Source organism: Actinoplanes sp. NPDC051343 (genome assembly GCF_044455125.1).
Classification (GTDB): Bacteria; Actinomycetota; Actinomycetes; order Mycobacteriales; family Micromonosporaceae; genus Actinoplanes.
The window spans coordinates 270,775-296,309 of sequence record NZ_JBITEL010000009.1 but is presented as its reverse complement, the minus strand read 5'-3'; the positions used below and the strand labels follow the sequence as shown (position 1 = coordinate 296,309).

Sequence of the window (25,535 nt, the reverse complement as noted above, 5' to 3'; positions counted from 1 at the left end):
TGTAGCTGTTCGGGTCAGTCCGGCCGACCCTCGACGAGCACCGCCGGTCCAACCGTCGCCCGCGCCTCCAGTACCAGGGCCGTCGCTGCCGCGTGGTCCAATGGTTCGGCGAAGAGGTAGCCCTGGCCGAGGCGACAGCCGCAGTCCAGCAGTGCCCGCCGCTGCCGCTCCGACTCGACACCCTCGGCAACGACGTCCCGCCGCACCGCGCGCCCCAGTTGGACGATGGCCCGGGTGAGATCCGAGCGATCGTCACACCCGTCGAGGTCGTCGACGAATGACTTGTCGATTTTGATCGTGTCGATCGGAAACTGCCGCAGGGCAAGCAGCGACGAGTACCCGGTTCCGAAATCGTCGATGGCGAGCCCGACGCCCAGGTCTTTGAACCGGTGCAACTGATGGCAGACCTGCGTGAGATCGAGCGCCTGGTGCGATTCGGTTATCTCCAGGACCAGCCTTGATGCCGCCAGCCCTGTCTCGCGTAACGCGTCGGCCACCATCTCCACCGTGTCGCCTCGAAGCTGCCGAGTCGAGACGTTGACGTGAACGGTCAATTCGGGAAGCCCGGCGAGTGCCCGTCGCTGATTCCACGCGGATGTGGAACTGCAGGCTTCGCGCAACACCCGGCGACCGATCGGAATGATGAGGTCCGTTTCCTCGGCCGCCGGGATGAACTCCATGGGAGCGACCATTCCGCGCGTCGGGTGCCGCCAGCGAACCAACGCCTCCAGCCCGGTCAGTTCCCCGTCCGCAAGCGTGCATATTGGCTGGTAGTAGACGACGAATTCGTCGCGTTCCAGTGCCAGGCGAAGGTCCGTCGCGAGGTTCACGGTCTTCTCGAAGGCTTCCTGCATCTCTGGTCGGAAGATCTCGTACCGCGCCTTGCCGGTGCGTTTGGCGTGATACATCGCAAGGTCGGCGTCCCGTATGAGCGCGTCGGCGTCCGGCGAGGCGGGGTCGCTCATCGAGATGCCCACGCTCGCACCGATGAAGACCTCCTGCCCGGTCAGATCGAACGGCCGGCTCATCTGGTCGAGGACCCGGTCGGCGACGGCGATCACCTCATCGTCGGTCTCAAAACCGGCCAGGAGGACCGCGAACTCATCACCGCCGAGCCTGGCCACGGTGTCCATGCTGCGGACACAGGCCCGCAACCGGGCACCGACCTCCGCCAGCACCGCATCGCCGGTGGCGTGGCCGAGCGAATCGTTGACCAGCTTGAATCCGTCCAGGTCGACGAACAACAGGCCGAGCCGATCGCCCGCACGGCAGGCGATGGAAAGGCCACGTTGCAGCTGTTCCATGAACGGGCTACGACTCACGAGCCCGGTGACCTGGTCGTGGTGAGCCTTGTTGAGAGCTTGGAACGTCTTCGCGTCCGTGATGGCGAGGCTGGTGTGCTCGGCGAAGGCGTGCAGGATGTCCCGGTCCCGCTTCTCGTACCTGCGGTCGCTACCGTGTGCTGTCACCGCAAGGGCGCCGACGACCGTGCCGCTGTCGTGTACGGGCACCGCCATGCCGGCTTCATCCGGTTCGGTAGCCGTCAGCAGCTTGTCCTCAACGACGGCCTGACCCACCGTCCCGGCCTCCGCCACCGTGGCCCGGGACAGTCGCCGCGCGACCGGTTTGGGCAGTCCGATCTCCGAAGTCATCACAAGCATGTCCGGTTCGTCACTGTCCAGCAGCCAGAGCACCACGCCGTCCCCGCCGAGCATCTCGTGGGCACCGGCAGTGATCATGTCGAGGACCCGCGGCAGCGATGCGCGGCGGGCGATGGCGCGCTGGATTCCGGACAAGTGCTCCAGCAGGCGTTGCCGCTCGCTCAGTGAATCGACGAGTTCGCTGTTGAGTGCCGCCTGGCGACGCTCGGCGGCCAGGCTCTGCACCATGTGGACATGCAACTCCAATACCCGTGCCATGCCGCGTACGAGGCTCGCCTCTTCGACGGTGAAGCCCTCCGGGCCGGCGCGCGCCACTACCAGATATTCGGCCGGCTCGACGCCGCTGGGCGCGAAAATCGCCTGGCACGGGCCACAGCCGGGTACGTCCACCGTGGCCCGCTCACCGGAAACGACCGCTGACAGATCCCGCACCGGTGCCTGACCCGCCGGGAACCCGATGGCAGCGGCTACGGCACCGCCGCGCAACACCGCGACCACCTCGGCGTCCAGAGCGCGCGCCGCGCTCGTTGTGGCGATGCGGTACGCATTCGGCACGTCCGAAACCTCGGACAGTGCGCCGAGGAATTCCGCGAGTTGCTGTACGACGAGGGCTGCAGCGATGTCGTACATGTGCGATCAGCCAACGGCCAAGACGACGAGGGTTTGGTGGTGCAGTCCGTTGACGCCGCGAACGCGGGCGATCTCACCCCAGGTATAGAAGCCGATGAAGGGCAGGTCCCTCGCCTGGCGAACCATTGAGCTGACCTCTTCGGCCACCCGACTGCCGGTGGCAGCCTGACTCAGGATGTCCTGCCGGATGCCGCAGTCGAAGGCGAGGAAACCGAGCGCCTGCCGGCCTCGTAGCGCCTCGACGGCGGCAGGCCAGGCGCGGTCGACCGCTTCGATGGTGCTGTCCGCGTCGGAGTCCAGCGGCCAGACCACGCCTCCCTCCGGGACGTCGCCGACGCACATCAGCGAACCCTCGTCGAGGTCGACGTGCTCGGTGATGAAGCGGACCTCCTCCGTCGCGCGCCGCAGGACGCACAGTGGCCGCAGCCGGGAGAACGCGACGAACGCCTTCTTGTCGTGGTAGGCCTCGGCCGGCGCGCCCAGTCGGTCCAGGTAGGCGTGCAGCGCCGGTCGGTTGTCAAGCGTGTAGATGCGGCCCTTGCGGCTGCGGGTCACCACCATCGGCTCCCCGACCTCCCGGAAACCGTGCCGCATCGCCAGACCAAACGGTCCGTCAGAAGTGATTGCCGCGCCCACGACGGCGTCGGTGAGAACTGCGCCATCGTACATATGAAAGGTGTCAGCATTTGCGCCGTCGGCGAGAAGCGCGGTACCTGCGGCACCGCCCGCCAGCGGGACGCCGGCGCCCAGCATCTCGTAAACCCCGCCGATGATTTCGTCCTGGTCTTGGACAAGGCCGTCAGTCAACAGCAACATGAGCTGGTTCGTGCCGTCCATCCCAGCGAAGGCCGAGCGGGCCACCGCGATGCCACCCTCACGCGGCGCCGTCCGGGTTCCGGTCGCGGCGCTGGTCCGTACCGAGAAGCCGGAGCCACCGAACGCAGCAACCGCTACAAGGCCCGTGCCCGGACCATCGGCGCCTATCTCGGCGCCGGAGGAACAGCCGATCAGCGGGATCCCGGCGGCAACCTCTTTGATGCCGGCGAGCACTGCGTGCGGGTCCAGACGGATCGAGCAGAACACGACCAGCAGGCGAGGATCCGGGCCCGCGAGCGCGCGGGAAGCCGCCGCGGCCCCGGCACGATGGGGATCGGTCTCCGAGCTGATCCCGACGTCGAACCACCGGGTGCTCTGTGCTGCGTACGTGCGAAAGTCGTCGTCCACGGGCAGCCCATCGACTCCCAACCGGTAGTGCTCAGGAGAACGAACCAAACCTCGACCACAGTCCACCGTGGTCTCTGATTCCTGGCATGACCGTATCGCGACAGCCAAGATTCGCGTAATGAAACTACCACCGGTCGTTGATCGAAAAGTGCTCGATCAGTGCTGCCTGCCGTCTCAGCCGTTACGGTGACCGCGCTGGGCGAGTCGGTGCCGGCCGTTGGTGGTTGCGCTTCTGGCTGTACGCGACCGGCCACTGGGCGGATCCGAATCCCGTCGAGCATGGTGGGGACGATTCGAATGATCGGATGTACGGGGTGGCTATTGTGGAACCCCGGCCGAGCTATCGAGTGACACGCTGGATGTGAGTGATGCCGTCGCGCGAGTCGATCGACAGGTTCACGGCGCTGCCGGATCCCGGCGAGGCCAGGACCGTCGATGATCTCGTGGAACGGTTGCGGCGGCTGAAGGTGTGGGCCGGTAACCCGTCCTACGAGCAGATCGCCGGCCGGGTCGCCGCCGGGTGGACGGCGGCCGGTCGACCGGCCGCGGAGGTGCCGGGCAAGACCACCGTCGTCGACTGCTTCAGGGCGGGCCGGCGGCGGTTGAACGCCGATCTGGTGGCCGCGGTGGTGTCGGCGCTGCACCCGGACGCCGGGTACGCGGCGCAGTGGCAGCAGGCGCTGCGGATGATCGCCGGGGAGATCTCGCCGGCTGGGCAGGTCCGTGTGCAGGACCGGCTGCCGCCGGATCTGGCCGGGTTCACCGGCCGTACCACCGAGCTGGGCCGGCTGCGGCGCGCGTTCGGCCAGGACCGGTCCGACACGGGCGTGGTGGTGATCTCCGCGCTCGCCGGGATGGCTGGGGTCGGCAAGACCCAGTTGGCCGTTCGCCTCGGGCATCACCTGCTGCGCGAGAAGCGCTTCGACCGGGTGCTGTTCGTCAACCTGCGCGGCTTCCACCCCGACCCCGCCCAGCCGCCCGCCGACCCGGCCGCCGTCCTCGACGGTTTCCTGCGCCTGCTCGGCGTCCCCGGGCAGCAGATCCCGTACGGCATGACCGCCCGGGCCGCCCTGTACCGCGACCGGCTGGCCGGTGCCCGCGCCCTGGTGGTGTTGGACAACGCTGCCGATGCCGAGCAGGTCCGGCCGCTGTTGCCCGACACCGCCGGCAGCCCGGGCTGCCTGGTGCTGGTCACCAGCCGACGCGACCTTGGCGACCTGCTGCGCCCGGCCACCCACGTGACCGTGAACGTGTTCACCTCCGCCGAAGCACGCCAGTACCTGACCCGGGCCGCGCCCGGGGTGCCGGTCGGCGACGATCCCGACGCCGTGGCGCGCATCGCCGCCCGCTGCGGTCACCTGCCGCTCGCGCTCGGCCTGGTCGCCGGGCACATCCGGGCCAAACCCGGCTGGACGCTGACCGACCACGCCGACCGGCTCGACGAGCATCACCAGCACCGCCGCATGGAAACCGGCGTCCAGGTCGCCCTGGACCTGTCCTACCGGCAGCTACTGGCGGCGGAGCAGCGGCTGCTGCGCCTGGTCGCGTTACACCCCGGCCAGGACCTCGACGCCTACGCCGCTGCCGCGCTGGCCGACACCGACCTCGACACCGCCCGCACCGTGCTGGACCGGTCACACCGCGACCACCTGCTGCAACAGGTCAGCCCCGACCGGTACAACCAGCACGACCTGATCCGCGCCCACGCCATGAACCACACAGTCGACGACGATCCACCACACGAACGCCGCGCCGCCCTCACCCGCCTGTTCGACTATTTCCTGGCCACCGCCGCCGCCGCGATGGACACCCTGTACCCGGCCGAGAAGCACCGCCGGCCGCGGATCCCCGCACCGAAGACACCCACCCCGACCCTGACCGACCCGGGGATCGCACGGGCGTGGCTGGACCTCGAACGTCCCACCCTGGTCGCCGTCGCCGCGTACACCGCCACCCACGGCTGGCCGACCCACACCACCCGCCTGTCGACCACCCTGCTCCGCAGCCTCTCCGGCGGGGACCACGCCGACACCCTGGCTGTCCACGGCCACGCCCTGCACGCCGCCCGACAATCCGGCGACTCGGACGGCCAGGCCGAGGCCCGGACCAACCTCGGCTTCATCCACGCTCAGCTCGGCCACTACCAGGACGCCGCCGACCACCTGACGCAGGCTCTGCACCTGTTCGGGCGGGCCGGCAACCTCGACGGCCAGGCCCGCGCCCTTGGCAACCTCGGTGGCGTCGATGAGCGGCTGGGCCACTACCAGGACGCCGCCGAGCACTACAGGCGGGCACTGGCCCTGTACCGGCAGGCCGGCGACCGGCACGGCGAAGCCCGCGCCGTCAACAGCCTCGGCCTCGTCCAGGCGCGGCTGGGTCGCTACGAACCGGCCACCGCACATCACGAGCAGGCCCTGACCCTGTACCGGCAGGCCAACAACCAGCACGGCGAAGCCAATGCGCTGATCAACCTCGGCGACGCGGAAATGCGGATGGGCCGCTACGGGGCCGCCGCCGACCATCTCGGCCAGGCTCTGACCCTGTACCGGCAGCTCGGCAACCGTACGAATGAAGCCCACGCGCTGGACAGCATCGGCATCCTGCACACCCGCCTCGGCGAGCCCGACCAGGCCACCGTGCACTACGAGCGGGCCCTGGCCATCTTCCGGGAGATCGGCGCACGTTACGGCGAAGCCTGCGCGCTCAACGGCCTCGGCGAAACCGCCGGCCCCAGCGACGCCATCGCTCACCACACGGCCGCGGTCATCATCGCCACGGATGTCGGCGATCGCGTGCAGCAGGCGCGCGCCCACACCGGCCTTGGCCACGCCCATCGCACCCTGGGCAACGCCGACCAGGCCCACCACCATTGGCAACAAGCCCTGGCCCTCTACACCGACCTGGGCACGCACCACGCCGACGAGATCCGCACGCACCTCGCGGCGCTACCCGGCACCGACCCAGCGGGTCGGTGAGGCTCGGTGGATTGTTCACCGCCCGCGCCGGCTCCGGCGGGTCGTGTCAGCCGAAGAGGGCGGCGGGAATGTCGGCGTAGAAGAGGGCGGGATCGCGGGAGAGGGAGGCCTTGACGTTGGCGGTGGGAGCGTCCGCGATCACTTCCAGCTTGCCGGCTTCCAGGCCGTCCAGGGCCATGGCGACCACCTCGTGGGGTGGGAGTTTAGGGATGTCGTACGCGGCCATCATGTCGGTGTCGGCAATAGCTAGGGCCAGTGCCGTGACCTGGGTTTTCTGGTCGGCCAGCTCGAGCCTGATGCCGTTGGTGAGAGACCATTCGGCGGCCTTGGATGCGGCGTAGCCGTTGCTGGCGGGAGCAAAGGCGTACCAGCTCAGCGCCGAGATGACGTTGAGGATGGCGCCGTCGGCGAGGCGGGGGGCGAGGGCGCGGGTGACGGCGAGGGTGCCCCAGAAGTTGGTGTCGAACTCGCGGCGGATGTTCTCCGTGGACGGGCCGAGCAGCGGGGCGTTCGTGGAGATGCCGGCGTTGTTGACGAGGATGTTGAGGTCGCCTACCTCGGCTGCCGCGGCCTGGACCGACGCCGGGTCGGTGATGTCCAGCTGGAGGGGGACGACGCCGGGGATGTTGATCCGGTCCGGCTGGCGGGCGGTGGCGTACACGGTGGTGGCGCCGCGGGCGAGGAGAGCCTCGGCGAAGGCCTTGCCGAGGCCGCGGTTGGCGCCGGTTACGAGAGCTTTTGTGCCGTTGATCTGCATGCCGCTAGGCTAAAACCTCACGTTGACGTCAGAGGCAAGTGTTGCGAGGTGGATCACTGTGCGGATCGGGGATCTGGCGACCACGACGCGGGTGAGTGTGCGGGCGCTGCGGTACTACGAGGAGCAGGGGCTGCTCGCCTCGACGCGTAGTGAGAGCGGGCAGCGGCTCTATGGGGACGCGGCGGTCAACCGGGTGCGGCTGATTCAGCAGTTGTACGGCGCGGGACTGTCCAGCAAGACGATTGCGGAGCTGCTGCCGTGCGTGGACGCCAAGGTGAGCACGCCGGAGTCGCGGGAGCGGCTGGCGGCGGAGCGGGACCGGATCAACACGCAGATCGCCGAGCTGACCATCGCCCGCGACAGGCTGAACGACATCATCGACGCGACGTCGAGGCCGAACCCGGAGTGCGACTACGCATGAGCGGCCCGGACCAGAAATCCACAGCTATCTAGATGGGCTAGCGCCACTGTCCGAAGTAGCATCAACGGCCATGACTGTGTTGACTGGCGATCGCCTGCCATCCGTCCTGGCCGCCGGTGTCGCCGCCCTGATCGGGGTTACCGGCGGCAGTGTGCTCACCGTGGCGCCCGCATCCGCGGCCGCTCACAAGCCGTCACCCGGATCCGCGGGCGTCGGCGACCGTCTCTACCCGACGCTCGGAAACGGCGGGTACGACGTCCGCAACTACGACCTGTCGCTCGACTACGCGCGCAAGGACCCGGCCCAGCAGATCACCGGGGACGTGACCATCACCGCGCGAGCCATCCAGAGCCTGTCCCGGTTCGACCTTGATTTCGCCGGTGACGCGGTCGGCGCGGTCACCGTCGACGGCAAGAGGGCCGCGTTCACCCGTACGGGCGAGGAGCTCGTCATCACGCCCGGCCGCGCCATCCATGATGGCGCCGTTTTCAAGGTCGTGGTGAGCGGCTTCAAGGCCACCCCGGTCGCTCCCGACGCGGATGCGCCGGTCGGCTTCGTCAAGACCCCGGACGGCACCGTGCTGGCCGGTCAGCCGGCCTCGTCGCACAACCTCTTCCCGAGCAACGACCACCCCAGCGACAAGGCCACGTACACGATCAAGATGACCGCGCCGGACGGGTGGACCGCCACCGCGAACGGCAAGCTGGTCCGCACCAGCGAGAGCCACGGTCGCGAGTCGTGGACCTACCGCGAGAAGAACCCGATGGCCAGTGAGCTGGTCCAGGTCGCGGTGGGTGACTTCCTGCAGTACTCGCGGGGGAAGGTCGACGGCATTCCGATCCGCGACGTGGTGCCCCGCCGGCTCGCCGACACCCTGCTGCCCAGGTTCGCCAACGAGCCGGAGCAGGTCCGCTGGATGGAGAGCAAGGTCGGCAAGTACCCGTTCGAGAACTACGGCGTGGTCGTCATCGACGGCAACCTCGGCTTCGCGCTCGAGACCCAGACGCTGTCGCTCTTCGACACCGGCTCGTTCCCGTCCGACTCGGCCGGACTCGACCCGGTGCTGACCCACGAGCTGGCGCACCAGTGGTTCGGCGACAGCGTGGCGCCCGAGGTGTGGAGCAACGTCTGGCAGAACGAGGGCCACGCGTCGTACTACGAGATCCACTACGCGGCCGAGCACGGGACGCTCAAGGCGTACGCGGGCTTCGACACGCTCGAGGCGTACTACAAGAACCGGTACGCCCGCGGTGACCAGTACCGCGCGAAGTACGGCCCGGTGGCCCACCCGCTCAAGTCGGACTCGATCTGGGACGTCTTCAACCCGAACGTCTACGCGGGTGGCTCGATCGTTCTCTACGCCCTCCAGCAGCAGGTAGGCGACCGCAAGTTCGCCAAGATCGAACGCGACTGGGTGCAGCGGAACAAGGGCAAGTCGAAGTCGACCGAGGACTTCATCGCCCTGGCATCGAAGGACTCCGGGCAGGACCTTCGCGGCTTCCTCAACGACTGGCTCTACGGCACCAAGACCCCGCCGATGCCGGGTCACCCGGACTGGACCGTCACCCCGGTGACGCCGGCGACCATGTCCACGCCGGCGCCGGCGGCCACCCTCACCTACTAGTCACTGATCTGTTCAAGGCCGGCGCGTGTCGCTCAACTCGCCGACCGCGTCGGCCTTGAACGATCCCTTGACAAAGCGAAGCCTGACCTGATCGTTGGGCGTTCCATGGCCGATGCACCGACCGCCCTGAGCCGAAGCGGCATGGCGCCCCCTTGGCCTGACCAGCCCGAAGCCGCATCGGAGCCTGCGATCGGTAGACTACAAGCGATGCTAATGGAAGACTACGGGGCCTGCATTTGGTAGAGTACGCGCGTGGTCGACTACCGGCGCCGAGTCTTGGACGATGCACTGGACGAGCTTCAGCCGCACCTGCGTGCTCTGTCGATCCACGGGCCGAAGGGCGTGGGAAAGACAGCGACGGCCATGCAGCGCGCCGTGTCGGTCATTGACCTGAGTCTTCCTGCCCAGCGGGAGATAGTGGCTGCCGATCCCTCGATCTTGACTCGATCGCCGGGGCCTGTGCTGGTTGATGAGTGGCAGCGGCTTCCCGAGGTCTGGGATCAGGTCCGCCACGCCGTTGACGCCGGCTCTCCGCCGGGGCATTTCATCATCGCCGGTAGTTCGGCACCTCGGGGTGCGGTGGTCCACTCGGGTGCCGGGCGGATCGTCCCGATGCGGATGCGCCCGCTCAGCATGGCGGAGCGCGGTATCGAGACCCCCACCGTGAGCCTGGCCGCGCTCCTGGCCGGCAACCGGGATGTCGGGGGAACCACCGGGCTCCGGCTGGCCGACTACGTCGAAGAGATCGTCGCCTCAGGATTTCCTGCCATTCGAGGCCTGCCGCCTCGGGTTCGCCGAGCTGAGTTGGACGCGTATCTCGAGAACGTTGTTCAGCGTGAATTTTCCGAACAGGGTTACCCGGTCCGGCGTCCGGCAGTACTGCGCGCCTGGCTTGCAGCCTATGCAGCCGCGACGTCGTCAACGGCGGCGTACTCGAAGATTCTCGACGCGGCTACAGCCGGGCTGGCGAACAAACCGGCCAAGGAAACCACTATCGCTTACCGTGACGCACTGTCGTCACTGTGGTTGCTCGATGATTTGCCACCGTGGATTCCCGGCCGCAATCATCTTGACCGGCTCGGTCAATCCGCCAGACACCAACTGGCCGACCCGGCGTTGGCCGCCCGGCTTCTAGGACTTGATGCCGCCGCGCTCCTACGTGCTGAGCAAGGCAACACCAACCTGTCCGAGGGCACGATTCTCGGTGCCCTTTTCGAGCACCTCGTGGCGCTGAGCGTTCACACCTATGCCGAGGCGGCTGAGGCCCGGGTCAGTCACCTGCGGACTCGCAACAGCGACCACGAGGTGGATCTCATAGTTCAGCAGGCTGATGGAAGGGTGCTGGGCATGGAGGTCAAGCTGGCCGACCGCGTTGAGGATGCTGACACCAGGCACCTGCACTGGCTCCGCGATCGGATCGGTGAAGACCTGATCGATTCCGTCGTCATATATGCCGGCGAGCATGCTTATCGTCGCCGCGACGACGTTGCCGTCGTTCCGTTGGCGCTGGTTGGCCCGTGACGCCGGCAGGACGCGGTTCGAATTCGGGCACTGCCGCGGATTTGCGCTGCGCAAGCACTCCGCACCTCAGCGATGACGAAGGTGATCGCCGACGGCCGCGTAGGCCGCGGTACCCGTTGCCGGCCGAGCGCTCGCAGCACGGTCAACTGCGCCGGCGGTCTGGCCGCCTTGAGGCGGTCAGAGTTTCTGACAAGCGAGCGCCTGCAATCAGGAAGCGGTTCGCATGGGGGCCGCGACGGGCATCGATGACATGCTCGCCGGCCTCGGATTAGTCACTGCGCGGTTCAAGGCCGGCGCGCGTCGCTTACCTCGCGACTCGCGTCGGCTTTGAACGATCCGTTAACGAGCTGAAGCCTGGTGCTGTGTGGCCGATGAGCCGGCCACCCTGAGCGATCCATCCTCGCTGCGGATGGCACCGCGACAATCGGTTGGGCCACCACCGGTAGATCAACACCTGGTACGACGGCGGCTTCGCCTTCTTCGCCGAGCATCGGCTGCTTCAATGGCGGGGACGACAGCGCCGCGCTCGACGCCGACGGCCGTACGGCCGCGGAACGACTGTCTCACCGGCCGTACGAGTCGACCAAGTCTTTCGTTCTGCTTGCCCGCAGACCCGTGACGGGCGACTGTTGTTCTATGAACCTGTTCAGACGCCGGCGTCGTGGGCGAGCAGGGCCAGCTGGGTGCGGTTGTCCAGGTCGAGCTTGGTCAGGATGTGGGAGACGTGGGTCTTCACCGTGGCCAGGGTCATGTTCAGCACCCGGGCGATCTCGGTGTTGTTGTGGCCCTGGGCGATCGCCACGACCACGTCGTGCTCGCGCGGGCTGAGCGCGGCGAGGGCGGCCTTGGCGCGGGCGAAGGCGCCGGCCTGGACGGCGACCCGGTCCATCAGGCGGCGGGTGATCTGTGGTGACAGGATCGGTTCTCCGTCGGCCACCTGCCGTACCGCCTCGGCGATCCGGGCCGGCGGGGTGTCCTTGAGCAGGAAGCCGCTGGCCCCGGCGCGCAGCGCGTGCAGGATGTTCTCGTCCGTGTCGAACGTGGTCAGCACGATGATTTCGGGCGGGCGCGGCCGGGCCCGCAGGCGGCGGGTCGCGGTGATGCCGTCGACCCGGGGCATGCGCAGATCCATCAGTACGACGTCGGGCGCGTGCGCGTCCGCCGCGGCCGGGACCTCGTCGCCGTCGGCCGCCTCGCCGACGATCGCGATGCCGTCGGCGCCGTCAAGCATCATGGTGAGGCCCGCGCGCACCAGGGCGTCGTCGTCGACGACGAGCACGCGTACCGGAGGGGTCATGCCGGCCATGGTATCGATGCGTGCAGCCGAAACTCGCCGTCGACCGTCTGGTGGTCGAGCCGCCCGCCGGCCAGCTCTACCCGTTCGGTGAGCCCGACCAGGCCGGCGCCGCCGGACCAGCCGGGCTGGGTCGTGCGGTGCGGCGCCAGCGGGTTGCGGACGTCGATCTCCAGGCCCGTGCCGGGCCCGCCGCGCAGTGCGACGTGGACCGGCTGGCCGGCGGCGTGCTTGCGGGCGTTGGTCAGGCCTTCCTGGATCACCCGGTACGCCGTCCGGGCCAGCGCCGGTGGCGCCTCGGCCGGCTCGTCCACCGCCTCGCGCAACAGCACCTCGGTGCCGGCGTCACGGCACTCCTCGACCAGGCGCGGGACGTCGGCGAGAACCGGCTGCGGGCGGATGCCCTCACCCTCCGGTGGGTCGTCGTCACGCAGCAGCGAGATCACTTCGCGCAGCTCGTCGAGTGCCTGGTGCACGCCGTCGCGGACGACTCCCGCGGCCCGGGCCAGCCGCTCGGGTGACGAATCCGGACGGTACTCCATCGCACCGGCGAACGTGGCCACCAGCGACAACCGGTGCGCGAGGACGTCGTGCATCTCCCGGGCGATCTTGCGACGTTCCAGCATCCGCGCCTCGGCCACCCGGCGGCCCTGTTCCGCCTCGGCGCGCCGGGCCCGCTCGTGCAGCGAGCGGATCAACGCCTCCCGGGCCTTCGCCCACGCACCCCACCCGAGCAGCGCGCCATAGCCGATCGTGACCAGCACCAGCCACCAGCCGTACGACAAGCCGCCGTTGGCCCGCCAACCGCCCTGGACCGCGTGCGCGGCGACCCCGGCCGCCGCCACCGCCGCCGCGACCGGGAAGCGCCGGCGCCGGGCCACCTGCAGCGCGCCGATCGTGGCCGGGGGAGTGGCGGCCGGTGACAACGCGGCCAGCACGGTCAGTACCGCCGTGGCGCCGACCGGCCGCCACAGGGTCAACGGCGCCAACACCCAGCTCAGCGCACCGGCCGCGACGTCGAGGACAAGCAGCGGCCCGGGCGAGCGGCCGTTCCACCAACCCAGGAGCGTCGCCCCGATGAGCGCCCCGGCGATGCTGACGACCACCGCGACGCTGGCACGCAGGTGGCGTTCACGGTCGTCCGGCCCCGGAGGCAAGGTGTTCACCCGGCGAGGCTAGCCGGACGGCGCCGGCCGCCGACACCATCCAAAGTTGGTGGTCGGCCTATCCAAAGAGAGCACCGGTGTCGCCCCTGGTCCGATGTGGTCGTCCGGCCCGAACCGCGATGCTTTCCGGCATGACCAACGACATCCAGCACACCGCCGTACGGCGTACCGGCCGCGCGATCACCATCGTCGCCGCCGCGGCCGGCGCATTGCTGCTCTGGACGGTCGACGGCCCGTGGGCCGGCCTCGACCTCGCCGTCCACCAGGGCGACACCACCCGGCACATCGGCCCGGCCGCGGTGGCGCTCACCGCGCTGGTCGCGGGCCTGGCCGCCGGGGGCCTGCTCACCTTGTTGGAGCGCACCGTCCGCCGCCCCGTCCGGACGTACCGGATCATCGCGTCGATCGTGCTGATCCTCTCCTTGGCCGGCCCGCTGGGCAGCGGCGTCGGCACGAGCAGCCGGCTGGTGCTGCTCGCCATACACATGACCGTCGGTGCCGCCCTGATCATCGGGTTGCCCGGCCGTCGGAACTATCGGTGAGGATGGACAACGTGCCACTCGGATACGTCATCTCGGTCGCGCTCCTGACGTTTTGCACCGTCACCGCCCTGATCGGGCCACGACCCGCCCATACGACCCAGGGCTACTGGGGATTCTGGGTCACGTTCATGATCAACGAGCTGCCGTTCCTCGCCCTGTACGCGCTCGCCGCGGACAGCCTTCTGGCGTTCAGCGAAGGTGACCTCTCCTCACCCGCTGGTCTGATCGCGTTCGCCGTCGCGGTTCTCACCGCGGCCGGCCTCGCCGTCCTGATCCGGCGGGCGCTCGGGACCGGCGCGGTGCTGCGGCGCGCGCTGGCCGCCGACGCCGGCATCGAGCTACCACCGGCACACCGGCCGTGGGCGCACATCCTGCTGGCCCCGTTCGCCGTGCGACGCGGCGACGTCGTCCGGGTCGGCAACATCGCGTACGGGGACGCCGGCAAGCGCAACCTGCTCGACGTGTACCACCGCCGGGACCGCCCCACCGGCGGCCCCGTCCTGGTGTACTTCCATGGGGGCGGCTTCCGGGTCGGGCACAAGCGCTGGGAGGGCCGCGCCCTGCTCTACCAGCTCGCCGCACGGGGGTGGGTGTGTGTGAGCGCCAACTACCGGCTCGCGCCGGCGCACCAATTCCCCGACGCCCACGTGGACGCGAAACGGGTGATCGCCTGGGTGCGTACGCACGCGGCGGACCACGGCGGCGACCCGCGTACGGTCATCGTGTCCGGCAGCTCGGCCGGCGGCCACCTGGCCGCCATGACCGCGCTGACCGCGAACGACCCGGCTTTCCAGCCCGGATTCGAGGGCGTGGACACGTCGGTCGCCGCGGCGATCGGCTTCTACGGGTACTACGGCCGGGTCGACGGCCCTGGCTCGTCCCCGCTGGACCGGCTCCGCGACGCGCCACCGTTCCTTTTCCTGCACGGCGACAAGGACAGCTCGACGCTCGTGGAGGACACCCGCGCATTCGTCACCCGGCTGCGCGAAGTCAGCACCCAGCCCGTCGTGTACGCCGAACTGCCGGGCGCCCAGCACACCTTCGACCTGTTCTACTCCCTGCGCTACACCCAGGTGATCGAAGCGGTCGCCGCGTTCGGCGCCTGGCTGCACACAGCCAAGCGTGTCTGATGGCTGCGCGTCTTGGATCCCCAGCCGCAATCAGCTTGATCTGGCCGGCCCGGTGCTGGCCGTCAGACTGCTGGGGCTCGATGCGGCCGCGCTGCTAGGCGCCGAGCAAGGCAACACCAACCTGTCTGAGGGCACAATTCTCGGCGCTCTCGTCGAGCACCTTGTGGTGCTCAGCGTCCATACCTACGCCGAAGCAGCCGTGGCCCGGCTGGGGCGTTCTGCGCCGATCACTGGACGAGGTGGTAGTTGGGGATTTCCGGCCGCCTTTGGTCGCGGGGCAGGCGGATGTCCTGGACGATGGCCTGGTCCGGGATAGCGGTGCGAGATATGCCGATGCCTTGGAGACAGTGATTGCACCACAAGTGCGCGTACCCGATCGCGCCGTCGAGGTCACCGGTGAAGACCAGCTGAAGGCAGTGATGCCCACAGTTGGGGCAGGCACTTCCGGGCGGACCCGGGACGGCGTCGTATGCGGTGCTGAACGCGTCGAGCCACTGGTCGTAGGTCGCCGTCATCGGGTTCTCGGCTCCGGCCGGATCGGTTGACTGTTCCACCATTGTTCCTCGTGTGCGTAAGCGCGGTCCTCAAAAGCATCGAACTCTTCGGCCGTCGTCGGAAACGGCTTTCCGCTCGCTAGCTCGTCGTGATGGAACCTCTCGTGGACCAGCGTTCTGGCCAAGTCTTCCTCGCTGCGGAAGCCGGTAGGGAAAAGCACGATGGAGCCGTTCGGAAGAGTCCGGCCGCAGATCCCGCGGGTGGTCTTGCTGCCTAGCGAGATGTTCAAGTCCGAGATGTCGATGCCGTACTTCGCCGCGATGTTACGAGCCGATTCATGGTTGAACAACTGGGTCGGTCCGGCTCCGCGCTTCTTGACCCTGTCGAGGGTGGAAGCGTCGCCGTGGCGGAGGCGGGTGAGCAGCTTCTTGATCGCCTCGATCGCATCGCCCAGCTTCCCGGTCAGGCCGCGCAGATGCTCGAGGCTGCTGACCAAGCCACGGAGCCACTTGGCTATCCGGGCGCCCCATGACGCGCAGAGGGTACTGACCTGCTCGACCACCAGAGGAGTGGCGAGCCCGAAGCTGAAGACCTCCTCCGCCGCGTACGTGATCAAGCGAGACACCAGCACCGCGATGGCGTCGCGCACCATCATGCGTACGCCGGCGACGAGCATGCCGGCGCCCTCGGTGACCGCCGCCATCGTCTCGGCGGCGCCGGCCAAAGCGGCGACGGCGTCTTTCTGCTGGCCGGTCCAGGTCCGGTACGCGTCGGCGGCGGCCCCCTGCCATTCGGTGGTGTCCCAGCGCACCGCGCGATCCAGATCTGAGGAGCGGTCGTGCAGCGTGCTTGCGACGTTGCGCCAGGTCTGCGCGTGTGCCGAAATCTGGCCGGGGTCGCCGGCCAGCCAGTCCAGGGCCTCGGACAGCGGCTTGACGTGCTCGATGATCCAGGCGACGCCGTACTGCAGCAGGCTTCCGATCGGGTCGGAGATGAACGCCAGAGCGTCCAGCCCGGCCGATACCGCACCGAGCGTGGTGTCGATCCAGCTGCCGTCCTTGATCCCGGCCAGGATCGTCTCGATGTCCTCGGCGATCCACACCCCGGCCCACGGGTCGGTATTACCGGCCGGGTTGGCCACCGCGACAAGCGGCGGCCGGACCGGCATCATCGCGTGTTCCGGATCCGGTCTGCCGCACTCCTGTCGGTGGAGTCGTACGACGCGGCCACCGACCGCAACGCGTCCGCGGTGTCGTGGGCGGACCCGGCCGCCGTGTTGATGCCGTCGACCATGGCCTGCTGCAGGCCGTTGAGCAGGGCGGGCACAAACTGGCACAACTGGCCGTACGCCCCGGTGTCCGTCCGGACGGTCTGCCCGGCCTGGGCGGCAGCGGTGAGCCCGTCACCGATCGTGCCGACCTCCCCGGCGTGTGACATCAGCGATGCCGAGTTGACCTGGAAGGTGCCGGGGTCACTCATCGCGCTCTCCGAGCCGCTTTTGCAGGGCGGCCATCAGCATCCGTCCGGTCTCGGTATCCGTCCCGACCGTTTCGGCGGTGATCTCCTGGAACTGCTTCAACAACGACGCGTTGGCCGCGTGCACGGTTTCCATCAGATCTCGCGCGGTGTCTTCGGCGGGCTGCTGCCGCGTGCGCTCGTCGAGATGGATTCGTTCGACCCGGCCCTCGGCGCCGACCGTGACCTCGACCAGACCGTCACGGCTGCGCGCGGTCGCCGTCAACTCCGCAGTTCGCCGGGCCAACTCCTGCGCCTGCTCAGCACGGCGACCCAGCGACCGCTCCCACGCGTCAATCCGCTCCAACGCCTCATCTGCCGACTCACCGTCGAACATCCCGGCATCGTAACGGCCCCGGTCCACGCGAGCCGCCCGCCATCCAGGTCGGCCGTCGCCCGGTCAGGGCCCAGCACTTCAGGCCAGTGAGCAGGCCCAAGGTGCAGGCAGGAGATCGCCTGCAACTAGGGCAGCGCAGTTCGATTGGCCCAACGTTCGGCCCACAGATTTGGCGGACCTGCTGTGACTCGTCAGGTGATAGGGCAATGCCAGTGCCGCCCGTCGAAATCAGGGGGCGAGTTGATCGATCGTCAGGCCGACATCGCTGAGGGTGCCTCGCAACGTTCCCTTGGCGACGTCGCGGTTGCTGTGTACCGGGACGGTGGTTCCCCGCCCGTCTGGATGGCCCATGACCTGATGACTGCCGCTCACCCGCGCGGTCTTGAAGCCGTGCCGCTCCAGTGCCCGAACGATTCGTGAGCCGGAGACCGAAGTACCGGAGACATCATGCAGCCACGGTGACCGAAAGCTCCCGAGGAACGCCGAACTCCTCGATCAGCCCGACGAGCGCCTCACGGAGATCTTCCAATGCGGCTTCCTCGGTTTCGCCCTCGCCGTGCGCGCCCACACCCGGACGCAGCTGGGCATGAGCGGACCAGACCCCATCCTCGTCGCGCTCCACCAGGACTGGCACGGTAACGGGGCGAAGCTCGGCCATGAAGGCACCATAGCGCGCCAATGAGGGTTGGCCAGTCGGTGTCCTGCGACTGCGTTCCATCACACGACTATAGTCGTGTGACTACGGGGTGCTCAAGTGGTCGGCGGCACCGATCCCTCGCGATCCGGTGTGCCCGCCGTGAATGACGTCGGACTGACCGTTAGTGGCACCCACCCTTGCCGCCGGATGGTTCGCATGGTGCAACGTTCGGCCCCGGCTGGAGGATCACTTGGCACAGATCCGAAGCAAGATCTCGCTTTCCGAGATGCTGAACCGTGGTCTTCCTCAATGCTCGGCTGCCCCGCTTGTTGCCGCCGCATTCCTCGAAACAGCGCGATGACGGCACGGCAACATCCGGCCCACCGTACTTCTCAGGCGCGCAGGAAGGTCAGGACGGCGAGCACCCGGCGGTGTTCGCGGTCGTGCGGGGCGAGTCGCAGCTTGGTGAAGATCGAGGTGACGTGCGCCTCGACGGTCTTCACCGCGAGGTGCAGGTCCGCCGCCACCGCCGCGTTGGACAGGCCCTGGGCCATCAGCGCGAGCACGGCCCGTTCCCGTTGCGTGAGCGCGTCGAGCGGATCCTTTTCGCGGCGGCGGGCCACCAGCCGGGCCACCAGTTCCGGGTCGATGACGGTCTGGCCGCCGGCCACCTTGCGTACGTCGGCGCCGAACGCGGAGAGATCTGACACGCGGTCCTTGAGCAGGTAGCCGACGCCGCCGTCGAATTCCGTCATCAGCCGCAGCGCATGGTGCACCTCGACGTACTGCGACAGCAACATCAGGCCGACGGCGGGCTGAAGCGCCCGGATCGCGGTGGCCGCATCGATGCCCTCAGCCGCGTGGCCGGGCGGCATCCGCAGGTCGATCACCGCGACATCGGGCGGGTCGGCGCGGACGAGGTCGACGAGCGCCGGCCCGTCCCCGGCCTGGCCGGTGACGGTGAAGCCGGAGTCGGCGAGGATCCGGGCCATGCCTTCGCGGAAGAGCACCGCGTCGTCGGCGAGCATCACCCGCACGGGATCACCGTCCGCAGGCTGGTGCCCGCCGGTCCGCTGTCTATGCGCAGCCGGGCGTCGAGCGTGGCGAGCCGGTCTGCCAACCCTTCCAGGCCGCTGCCCGGCCGGATCGCGGCACCACCCCGGCCGTCGTCGGTCACCTCCACGACGAGCCCGTCCGCGGTGAGCTCGGTGCGCACGGCCACATGCCCGGCGGCGGCGTGCTTGGCCGCGTTGGTCAGTCCCTCGCTGATGACGAAGTACGCCGTGGCCTCCACCTCGGCCGGCAGCCGCCGCGCCACATCGACGACGAACCGGACCGGTACTGCAGACCGGTCACTGAGAAAGCCGACCGCTGCCTCCAGACCGTCCTGGGTGAGCACGGCCGGGTGCAGCCCTCGTGCCATCTCGCGCAGCTCGGCGGTCGCCGCGAGCAGCCCGGTCCGTACCTGTTCGGCGCGGGCGGCCACCTCGACCGACCCGGCGTCGCGGGCCAGCCGCACCACCGAGCCGAGCTCCAGGGCCACGGTCACCAGCCGCTGCTGCGCGCCGTCGTGCAGGTCGCGCTCGAGCCGGCGGCGGGCGGCGTCGCCCGCCGCGACGAGCCGTTGCGCGGTCGCCCGCAGCTCGAGCACCAGCCCGGCCTGGGCCGCCAGGTCGGCGACCAGCCGGCGCTCGGTCCGGGAAACCGCGTCGCCGGGCGCCTTCGTCACCGTTACCGCACCACGGAACTGTCCGTCGTGGCGGATCGGCACGGTCGCGCCGTCGCCGAGGTCGGGGGGCGCGACCGGCCGTACAGTCGCAGGCCAGGCCGAAACGGCCCGCAGCGCCTCGGGCGGCCCCGCCCACAGCACCACCTCGCGGGCACCGACGGCGTCGGCCACCGTGGCGCAGATGTTGTCCAGCAGCAAGCCGGCGGGCGCGGCGAGATGGGCCGACAGCCGGGCCAGAGCCTCGTACGGCGTGGCCCGATGCCCATAGACCAGACGGTCGGCCAGGCGTTGCACCCGCCGGCGCAGCGGCTCGAACCCGACCGCTACGAGCGCGGTGGCGAGCAACGACAGCAGCGTGCCGTCACCGTTGACCAACCGCCCGACGCCGACCACGACGGCGGCGTAGCCCAGCGTCACCACGGCCGCCATCGCGCCGACCACCAACGACTTGTTGATGACCGGGTCGATGTCATAGAGGCGGTACTTCAGGATCGCGGCCCCCGCGACGGCCGCCACCAGCGGCACGGTCAACGTCCCGGGGACGGGCGAGTGCAGCACGATCAGGCCCAGCACCATCACTGCGGCCGACAACGTTACGGACCAGACGAACCAACGCAGCTGGCGTGCCTCGTCGTCGCGCGCCCGCCGGAGCCGGACGATCACGCAGGCGGCCGCGATGAGCTGAAACAGAAGATAGGCGGCCGACCGGAAACCGGGATAGAGAGCCTCGGCCAGGTGGTCGCCGGGCACGTGCAGCGGGTGCGGCGCCACGAGTGCGGTCCGCGCGTACTCGACCGGCCACAGCGCGGACACCGCGGTGAGGACCGCGCCGACCACCGCGAGGACGACGACGACCGGACGCCATCCGGGCGACGGCAGGCGGCCGGTCGGGAACGCCATCAGCGTCAGGAAGCTGAGCACCAGCACGAGCGGTAACGGCCACACGCCCAGCCAGCCGATCCAGGACGCGGCCGGCAGCGGGCCGGGGTGCAGGCCGTACTGGCGGCCGGCGAACATCACCGCGTGCGCGACGCCGGTCGCGACGAACAGCCGGCCCTCGCGATGGCCCGGGCGGCGGCCGACCACATAGAGCCCGACCAGAGTGAACGAGACGGCGATCAGGCCGTTGTGCAAGTTCGCGAGGTGCAGGCCGAGCGCGAACCCGCCGGCAACCAGCACCGCGGTTGCCGTCCCCGCCGCCCATCGGGCCGCTCCGATCCACACGTCTGTATCGTGCCAGCGTGCCGATCGCTTGTGACCAGGGTTAACCCGGCAATGTCGGCGGGCTGGCCCGGATGCCCCGGCTGACCGGTGGAGGAGACGCTGTGCCGGACAGCGTGTCCCTCGGGTCAGGAGCCGCCATGAACAGCAAAGATCGCCTGCTCGCCTCCTCGCTGGTATTCGCCCCACTGATCTACCTGCTGGCCGACTGCCTGTACGCGGCGCGCGGCTGGGCCGACCCGACCGCCGGCGTCATCCAGGTCCTCGGCTCGGTCGCGTACCAGTTCGTCATCTTGTGGGTGGTCGGCCGCGTCGATGGCATCGTTGCCACGACCCTCCTGGTCGTGGGCGCCCTCGGCGTGGCGGGCAACGTCGCCTACGGCTTCGACACCATCCATGTGTCGCTCGGCGACACCGCGCTCGTCGACGCTCCGGGCGCCGCCAACCTGATCAAACCGCTGGGCCTCTGCTTCCCGCTCGCGCTGCTGATGTGTGCGGTCGCGCTGCGCCGCCTAGCCCCGCTCTGGACGACGGCCGCGATCGCCGTGGCGGCGCTCGTCTTCCCGGTTGCGCACATCGCCGACATCAAGTGGCTGGCCGTGCTCGACAACGTCGTCCTGGTCGCCGGCTTCGTCGCCGTGGCAATGCTGAAGACGCTCACTCCGGCGCCGCGCGTGAGCCACCCGGCCCCCGAAGCGGCGAGCTGAAGCCGATCATGGTCAGGCGGCGGCTCATCTCGGACGGCGCTGCCATGCGAGTCGGGGTCGTCAGTCCTCGACGGCCTCGACCGCGGCGGCGATCGGCTCGAGCCCCGCGATGAGTTCGTCGAGTTCGTTCGCGGTGAGCGCGTCGTACGCCGGCGCCGCCAGTTCGTCGGTGAGGGCCTCGATCCGCTCCCGGGTGTCCCGGCCGGCGTCGGTGAACCCGCCGGCGGCGTCCACGAGGCCGCGGCCGCGCAGCCGGTCGACGACAGCGGCCAGCTGTTTCTCCGGGAGGTGGTGTACGCGGCCGAACTGCTCCGCCCGCATGCCGAGGGCGAGAGCGAGCAGGACGTGGGCCTCGGTGCCGCCTATGCCGTGGGCGACGAGGGCGGCGTTGTGGCCGTCCCCGCGGTGCTCCCGCAGCAGCGTCGCCGCGTGCCATAGCCGGGCCACCGGCTCGTCGGGGACGTCGAGCGCGCGGAGCCCGGCGTACAGCACCCGGCCCTCGGTGGGCGCGCTGACCGCTGCCCGGGTAGCCAGGTCGGCGACCCGCACCAGACCGGGGGAGCCGGCGAGTTCGCCGATCATCTGCCGCAGCGCGGCGGCGCTGCCCCGTTCCCGTACGGCGATCGCCTCCTGCGGGGTGGTCCTGCTCCACACCCACGGGATGTGGCGCGCCACCTCACCGTCGGCGAAGTTGTAGAAGACCGCGTGCACCACCTCGGCCGGTGCCATTCCCAGCGGCGCGGCGCGGCCCGCGAAATATCCGTCCCAGTAGTTGCGCATGCCGAGGGCCAGGAACGCCTCGTTCGGCACCTCGGAGAAGGTGACGGTGGCGATCGGCTCGACGAGCTCGAACATGCGGTGGACCTTGGCCTGGGGGTGTGGCATCGGTCGGCATCTCCTGTGGTCGTGACGCCGCCCTCGGGGGCGGCCTCTCAACCTAGCTACGAACAACGCGGCCCGGATACGACAACTCGCTCGCCGTGCTTTCCTTGCTCCCGTTCTGCACCTGATATCGCGCGCTGCGGGCACCGGAAATGCGGTTTCCTTGGTCCTATGGGTCGTAGGGGGTGGAAGACGTACGTCGTGGCGATGGCGCTCGCTATCGTCGGTTATCTCGTGCTGCCGCTCGGTCCGTGGTCGGAACTGGTCTGGTCACTCGTCAACACCCTTGGCCCCGTTGCCGCGATCGTGATCGCCGCGACCCGGCTGCCCCGCAACGCGCGTCTACCGTGGTACCTGCTCGCGCTGGGCATCTTCGCGAACGGGACGGCCGTGGTGCCCAACACCATCGTGTCCGAGGTGTTGAAGAGCGACACCTACCCGACCGTGGCCGACGCCTTCTACCTGCTGTTCTATCCGGCCGTTCTGGCCAGCATCGGACTGATGATCCGCCGCTGGCCGCCCCGGTTGATCCGGCCCGCCGCGCTCGACGCGGCCACGATCACCTCGGGCATCGGGGTGCTGGCCTGGGTGTACGCCGTCGCGCCGGCCCTGCAGGACAGCGACTACACCGCCTTCGGGGAGGTCGTGCGGGTGGCGTACCCGGTCGGTGACCTTTTGCTGATCTTCCTGGCGCTTATCCTGGTGCGCAGCGGCGACCATGCCGGTCCCCGGCGCAGCCGCTGGGGCACCACGCCGCCGTGGCTCGCGACCGGCCTGCTCTGCTTCCTGTTCGGCGATCTGATCTGGCTGCTCGTCGGCGACCACAGTGTGCCGGCCTGGGTTGTCCGCGGCATCGACATCTTCTACTTCGTCGCGTTCGCGATCCTCGCGTACGCCATGCGGCATGCCACCGCCACCGACAAGCAGCGCGCCGGCGCCCTGCCGCGCCCGCCCGGGATTCCGCTGATGTCGATGCTGCTCCTGGCGTTGCTGATGGCCCCGGCCGTGCTCGTCATGCAGATGTCGCACGGCGCTTTCCGGCACGGTGTGGCGATCGCCGCCGGGTCGACGATCATGTCGGTGCTGGTGGTGACGCGTCTGACGGTGCTCCTGCGCTTCGTGGAGCGGCAGGCCGAGCAGGTGCGCGAGCTTTCCCGCCGGGACGAGCTCACCGGCCTGCCCAATCGCCGCGCGTGGACCGACGAGCTGCCCCGGGTGCTGGAGCAGGCCCGCCAGAGCGGCCGGCCGGTCAGCGTCTGCATGATGGATCTCGACCACTTCAAGGCGTTCAACGACACCCGCGGGCACCAGGCCGGCGACCGGTTGCTCAAGGAGGCCGCTGCGGCCTGGTTGAGCCGGCTGCGCCAGCAGGACATCCTCGCCCGTTACGGCGGCGAGGAGTTCATCGTGCTGTTGCCCGGCACCGATGTCCTCGAAGGCTGCGCGATCATGGAACGGCTGCGCCCGGCAACGCCCGCCGAGCAGACTTTCTCCTCCGGAGTCGCGGCCTGGGACGGGACCGAGACGTCGGAGGAACTGATCGCCCGTGCCGACGCCGCACTCTACGAGGCCAAGCACACCGGCCGGGACCGGATCGTCGCGGCGGCCACCGCCGACGCCGTAACGGCACGCTGACATCGGGTCGTTCGCTTCGCCCGGACGGCTTATTTGTGCGGCAAACGGCATCGGCCGGAAGCCGGGCCGCCTTGAATAGGCGGAATGATCCGGTCACGTGTCACAACGCCCGTACTCGTCGTGCTGGCATCGGTTGTCCTGCTGTCGCCTGGGCCGCTCGGCGGTCGTCCGGCGTTCGCCTCGGCCGCCGCCCCGGCGGATTCCCCGCCGGCCGGTCAATTCCTGGAGAATGTGCTGGTCACCGGCACGGGCGAGGTATCCGGTGAGCCGGACACGCTCACCGTCGACTTCGCGGTGGAGGCCGGCGGCTCCACGGTCGGCCAGGCCCTGGACGGCGCCAAGGTCGCGGCCGTGGAGATGCGAGACGCGCTCGTCCGGGCCGGGATTGCCCGGGCCGACCTCCAGACGTCGAATTTCAGCATCGGCTCGAAAGTGAACAACGACCAGCAAATTACCGGCTACACCGTGAATCAAGGGCTCACCGCGAAGATCCGGGACTTGCGGCGCGCGGGGGACCTTATCTCAGCCGCCATCGCCGCCGGAGGTAACGCGGCGAGGCTGAATGGCGTGTCGTTCGCCATCGAGAATGACGCCGCACTGCTCGCCGAGGCCCGCAAGAAGGCGTTCGCCGACGCCCGGCAAAAGGCCGAACTGTATGCCCGCGAGGCCGGTCGACCGCTTGGCCGGGTCGTCCAGGTGAACGAGACGGCGCCCAGCTACGGGGTGCCCGTCGGACAGTTCAGTCCGGCCGCAATGGATTCACGGTTTCCGATCGAGCCGGGCCGGCAGCGGGTGACGGTGAACGTCACCGTGGAATGGGCTCTCGACTCGCTGCCGAAGCACCCCTGACCCGCGAGCCGGCCGACCCGGGCGGTCCGGTCACGGCCGTCGCCGGTTGCGCTTGATGCCGTACGCGATCAGCCTGCTCCCTGTGGTCAGGCTGCCGCGCAGGCGGTGTTCAAGTCCTTGATGGCGGCTTCCAGCTTCTTTTCACTGGGCTTCGCGCCGGCGGATTTGTTGTACTCGTCGCTGAGGTTCATCATTTCTTTCTGAACCTTGTCGGCGGCGGTGCTGACCGTCTCGCTCGCGCCGATCGAATGCGCGATGACCGCGGCCGAGCCGGCCGCCCACTGGGCACTGACCGCGATGTTCCCGGCCGGTGGCCCGATCTTCTTGGCCTTGGTGATCTTGGCCGCGTTGTCTTTGATGTCCTTCTTCATTTCGCCGCAGGCTTTGGTGGTGGCCGGGTCTTCAGTCGGGGCAACGGCACTCGAAACCACCGGGGCCGGCGAGGCGGCCGCCGACGGCGACGTTGCGGATGCTTCCGGGCTGGATTTCGGGTCGCAACCGGACATCGCGATCACTGCCGCGATGGCCGAGCCACTCAGGACGAGCCGGGTCCAGTGCATTGATTTTCCCCCCATGATCCTCA

24 protein-coding genes are annotated in these 25,535 nt (G+C 69.2%); 9 read left to right on the top strand and 15 right to left on the bottom strand.

Going from position 1 to position 25,535, the window contains the following annotated elements:
- Positions 1-14: 14 nt before the first annotated feature.
- A complete protein-coding gene (locus ACIA5C_RS29340; RefSeq protein WP_396060234.1) occupies positions 15-2,291 on the bottom strand; it encodes a putative bifunctional diguanylate cyclase/phosphodiesterase in 2,277 nt (758 codons plus the stop codon).
- Between the two features lie 6 nt (positions 2,292-2,297).
- Positions 2,298-3,515: an FIST signal transduction protein gene (locus ACIA5C_RS29335; protein WP_396060232.1), complete on the bottom strand. Its 1,218-nt coding sequence runs from the start codon at positions 3,513-3,515 to the stop codon at positions 2,298-2,300.
- A gap of 368 nt (positions 3,516-3,883) precedes the next feature.
- On the opposite strand from ACIA5C_RS29335, the gene ACIA5C_RS29330 reads away from it, so the two are divergent.
- On the top strand, positions 3,884-6,490 hold the full coding sequence (locus tag ACIA5C_RS29330) for a tetratricopeptide repeat protein (protein ID WP_396060230.1): 2,607 nt from the start codon (positions 3,884-3,886) through the stop codon (positions 6,488-6,490).
- Positions 6,491-6,536: 46 nt separating this feature from the next.
- Here the strand turns inward: ACIA5C_RS29330 and ACIA5C_RS29325 are convergent, their stop codons facing one another.
- Entirely contained in the window at positions 6,537-7,247 is a 711-nt protein-coding gene (locus tag ACIA5C_RS29325; protein ID WP_396060228.1) for an SDR family oxidoreductase, read from the bottom strand.
- 58 nt (positions 7,248-7,305) lie between these two features.
- Between ACIA5C_RS29325 and ACIA5C_RS29320 the strand changes: the two genes are divergently transcribed.
- From ACIA5C_RS29320 to ACIA5C_RS29310, 3 genes are all read left to right on the top strand, one after another.
- Positions 7,306-7,668 carry a MerR family transcriptional regulator gene (locus ACIA5C_RS29320; RefSeq protein ID WP_396060226.1) on the top strand — a complete coding sequence of 121 codons (363 nt, stop codon included), beginning with the start codon at positions 7,306-7,308 and terminating at the stop codon, positions 7,666-7,668.
- Positions 7,669-7,738: 70 nt separating this feature from the next.
- Positions 7,739-9,292: a M1 family metallopeptidase gene (locus ACIA5C_RS29315; RefSeq protein WP_396060224.1), complete on the top strand. Its 1,554-nt coding sequence runs from the start codon at positions 7,739-7,741 to the stop codon at positions 9,290-9,292.
- Positions 9,293-9,544: 252 nt separating this feature from the next.
- The gene (locus tag ACIA5C_RS29310; protein ID WP_396060222.1) at positions 9,545-10,813 is read left to right on the top strand and encodes an ATP-binding protein; all 1,269 of its coding nucleotides are present in this window, start codon (positions 9,545-9,547) and stop codon (positions 10,811-10,813) included.
- Between the two features lie 646 nt (positions 10,814-11,459).
- Here the strand turns inward: ACIA5C_RS29310 and ACIA5C_RS29305 are convergent.
- On the bottom strand, positions 11,460-12,119 hold the full coding sequence (locus ACIA5C_RS29305) for a response regulator (protein ID WP_396060220.1): 660 nt from the start codon (positions 12,117-12,119) through the stop codon (positions 11,460-11,462).
- Positions 12,107-13,273 (bottom strand): sensor histidine kinase, encoded by a 1,167-nt coding sequence (locus ACIA5C_RS29300; protein ID WP_396060218.1) that lies wholly within the window; start codon positions 13,271-13,273, stop codon positions 12,107-12,109. Before ACIA5C_RS29300 ends, ACIA5C_RS29305 begins: the two co-directional genes overlap by 13 nt.
- 131 nt (positions 13,274-13,404) lie before the next feature.
- Here ACIA5C_RS29300 and ACIA5C_RS29295 point away from each other — a divergent pair, with 131 nt between their 5' ends.
- Complete coding sequence (locus ACIA5C_RS29295) at positions 13,405-13,815, top strand: DUF6069 family protein (protein ID WP_396060216.1); 411 nt, start codon at positions 13,405-13,407, stop codon at positions 13,813-13,815.
- Positions 13,816-13,826: 11 nt separating this feature from the next.
- On the top strand, positions 13,827-14,945 hold the full coding sequence (locus ACIA5C_RS29290) for an alpha/beta hydrolase (protein ID WP_396060215.1): 1,119 nt from the start codon (positions 13,827-13,829) through the stop codon (positions 14,943-14,945).
- Between the two features lie 227 nt (positions 14,946-15,172).
- Here the strand turns inward: ACIA5C_RS29290 and ACIA5C_RS29285 are convergent, their stop codons facing one another.
- The 8 genes from ACIA5C_RS29285 to ACIA5C_RS29250 all read right to left on the bottom strand — a co-directional run bounded on the left by ACIA5C_RS29285 (position 15,173) and on the right by ACIA5C_RS29250 (position 20,882).
- The gene (locus ACIA5C_RS29285) at positions 15,173-15,460 is read right to left on the bottom strand and encodes a hypothetical protein (protein ID WP_396060213.1); all 288 of its coding nucleotides are present in this window, start codon (positions 15,458-15,460) and stop codon (positions 15,173-15,175) included.
- Entirely contained in the window at positions 15,457-16,542 is a 1,086-nt protein-coding gene (locus ACIA5C_RS29280) for a WXG100 family type VII secretion target (RefSeq protein WP_396060211.1), read from the bottom strand. The genes ACIA5C_RS29285 and ACIA5C_RS29280 overlap by 4 nt, the downstream gene beginning before the upstream one ends.
- 65 nt (positions 16,543-16,607) lie before the next feature.
- Positions 16,608-16,919 (bottom strand): type VII secretion target, encoded by a 312-nt coding sequence (locus ACIA5C_RS29275; protein ID WP_396060209.1) that lies wholly within the window; start codon positions 16,917-16,919, stop codon positions 16,608-16,610.
- Complete coding sequence (locus tag ACIA5C_RS29270; RefSeq protein WP_396060207.1) at positions 16,912-17,292, bottom strand: YbaB/EbfC family nucleoid-associated protein; 381 nt, start codon at positions 17,290-17,292, stop codon at positions 16,912-16,914. The genes ACIA5C_RS29275 and ACIA5C_RS29270 overlap by 8 nt, the downstream gene beginning before the upstream one ends.
- A 228-nt stretch (positions 17,293-17,520) precedes the next feature.
- On the bottom strand, positions 17,521-17,706 hold the full coding sequence (locus ACIA5C_RS29265; RefSeq protein WP_396060627.1) for a type II toxin-antitoxin system HicA family toxin: 186 nt from the start codon (positions 17,704-17,706) through the stop codon (positions 17,521-17,523).
- Positions 17,707-17,737: 31 nt separating this feature from the next.
- Positions 17,738-17,950 (bottom strand): type II toxin-antitoxin system HicB family antitoxin, encoded by a 213-nt coding sequence (locus ACIA5C_RS29260; RefSeq protein ID WP_396060204.1) that lies wholly within the window; start codon positions 17,948-17,950, stop codon positions 17,738-17,740.
- 371 nt (positions 17,951-18,321) lie between these two features.
- Positions 18,322-18,966: a response regulator transcription factor gene (locus ACIA5C_RS29255; protein ID WP_396060202.1), complete on the bottom strand. Its 645-nt coding sequence runs from the start codon at positions 18,964-18,966 to the stop codon at positions 18,322-18,324.
- Entirely contained in the window at positions 18,957-20,882 is a 1,926-nt protein-coding gene (locus ACIA5C_RS29250; protein ID WP_396060200.1) for a sensor histidine kinase, read from the bottom strand. The genes ACIA5C_RS29255 and ACIA5C_RS29250 overlap by 10 nt, the downstream gene beginning before the upstream one ends.
- A 137-nt stretch (positions 20,883-21,019) precedes the next feature.
- Here ACIA5C_RS29250 and ACIA5C_RS29245 point away from each other — a divergent pair, with 137 nt between their 5' ends.
- Positions 21,020-21,586 carry a hypothetical protein gene (locus ACIA5C_RS29245; protein ID WP_396060198.1) on the top strand — a complete coding sequence of 189 codons (567 nt, stop codon included), beginning with the start codon at positions 21,020-21,022 and terminating at the stop codon, positions 21,584-21,586.
- A 60-nt stretch (positions 21,587-21,646) separates the two neighbouring features.
- Here the strand turns inward: ACIA5C_RS29245 and ACIA5C_RS29240 are convergent, their stop codons facing one another.
- A complete protein-coding gene (locus tag ACIA5C_RS29240) occupies positions 21,647-22,441 on the bottom strand; it encodes a MarR family transcriptional regulator (RefSeq protein ID WP_396060196.1) in 795 nt (264 codons plus the stop codon).
- A 198-nt stretch (positions 22,442-22,639) separates the two neighbouring features.
- Here ACIA5C_RS29240 and ACIA5C_RS29235 point away from each other — a divergent pair, with 198 nt between their 5' ends.
- A complete protein-coding gene (locus ACIA5C_RS29235; protein WP_396060194.1) occupies positions 22,640-24,103 on the top strand; it encodes a diguanylate cyclase in 1,464 nt (487 codons plus the stop codon).
- An 84-nt stretch (positions 24,104-24,187) separates the two neighbouring features.
- Positions 24,188-24,952 (top strand): SIMPL domain-containing protein, encoded by a 765-nt coding sequence (locus ACIA5C_RS29230; protein ID WP_396060192.1) that lies wholly within the window; start codon positions 24,188-24,190, stop codon positions 24,950-24,952.
- 86 nt (positions 24,953-25,038) lie between these two features.
- On the opposite strand, the gene ACIA5C_RS29225 is transcribed toward ACIA5C_RS29230, so the two are convergent.
- The gene (locus ACIA5C_RS29225) at positions 25,039-25,512 is read right to left on the bottom strand and encodes a hypothetical protein (protein WP_396060190.1); all 474 of its coding nucleotides are present in this window, start codon (positions 25,510-25,512) and stop codon (positions 25,039-25,041) included.
- Positions 25,513-25,535 lie beyond the last annotated feature (23 nt).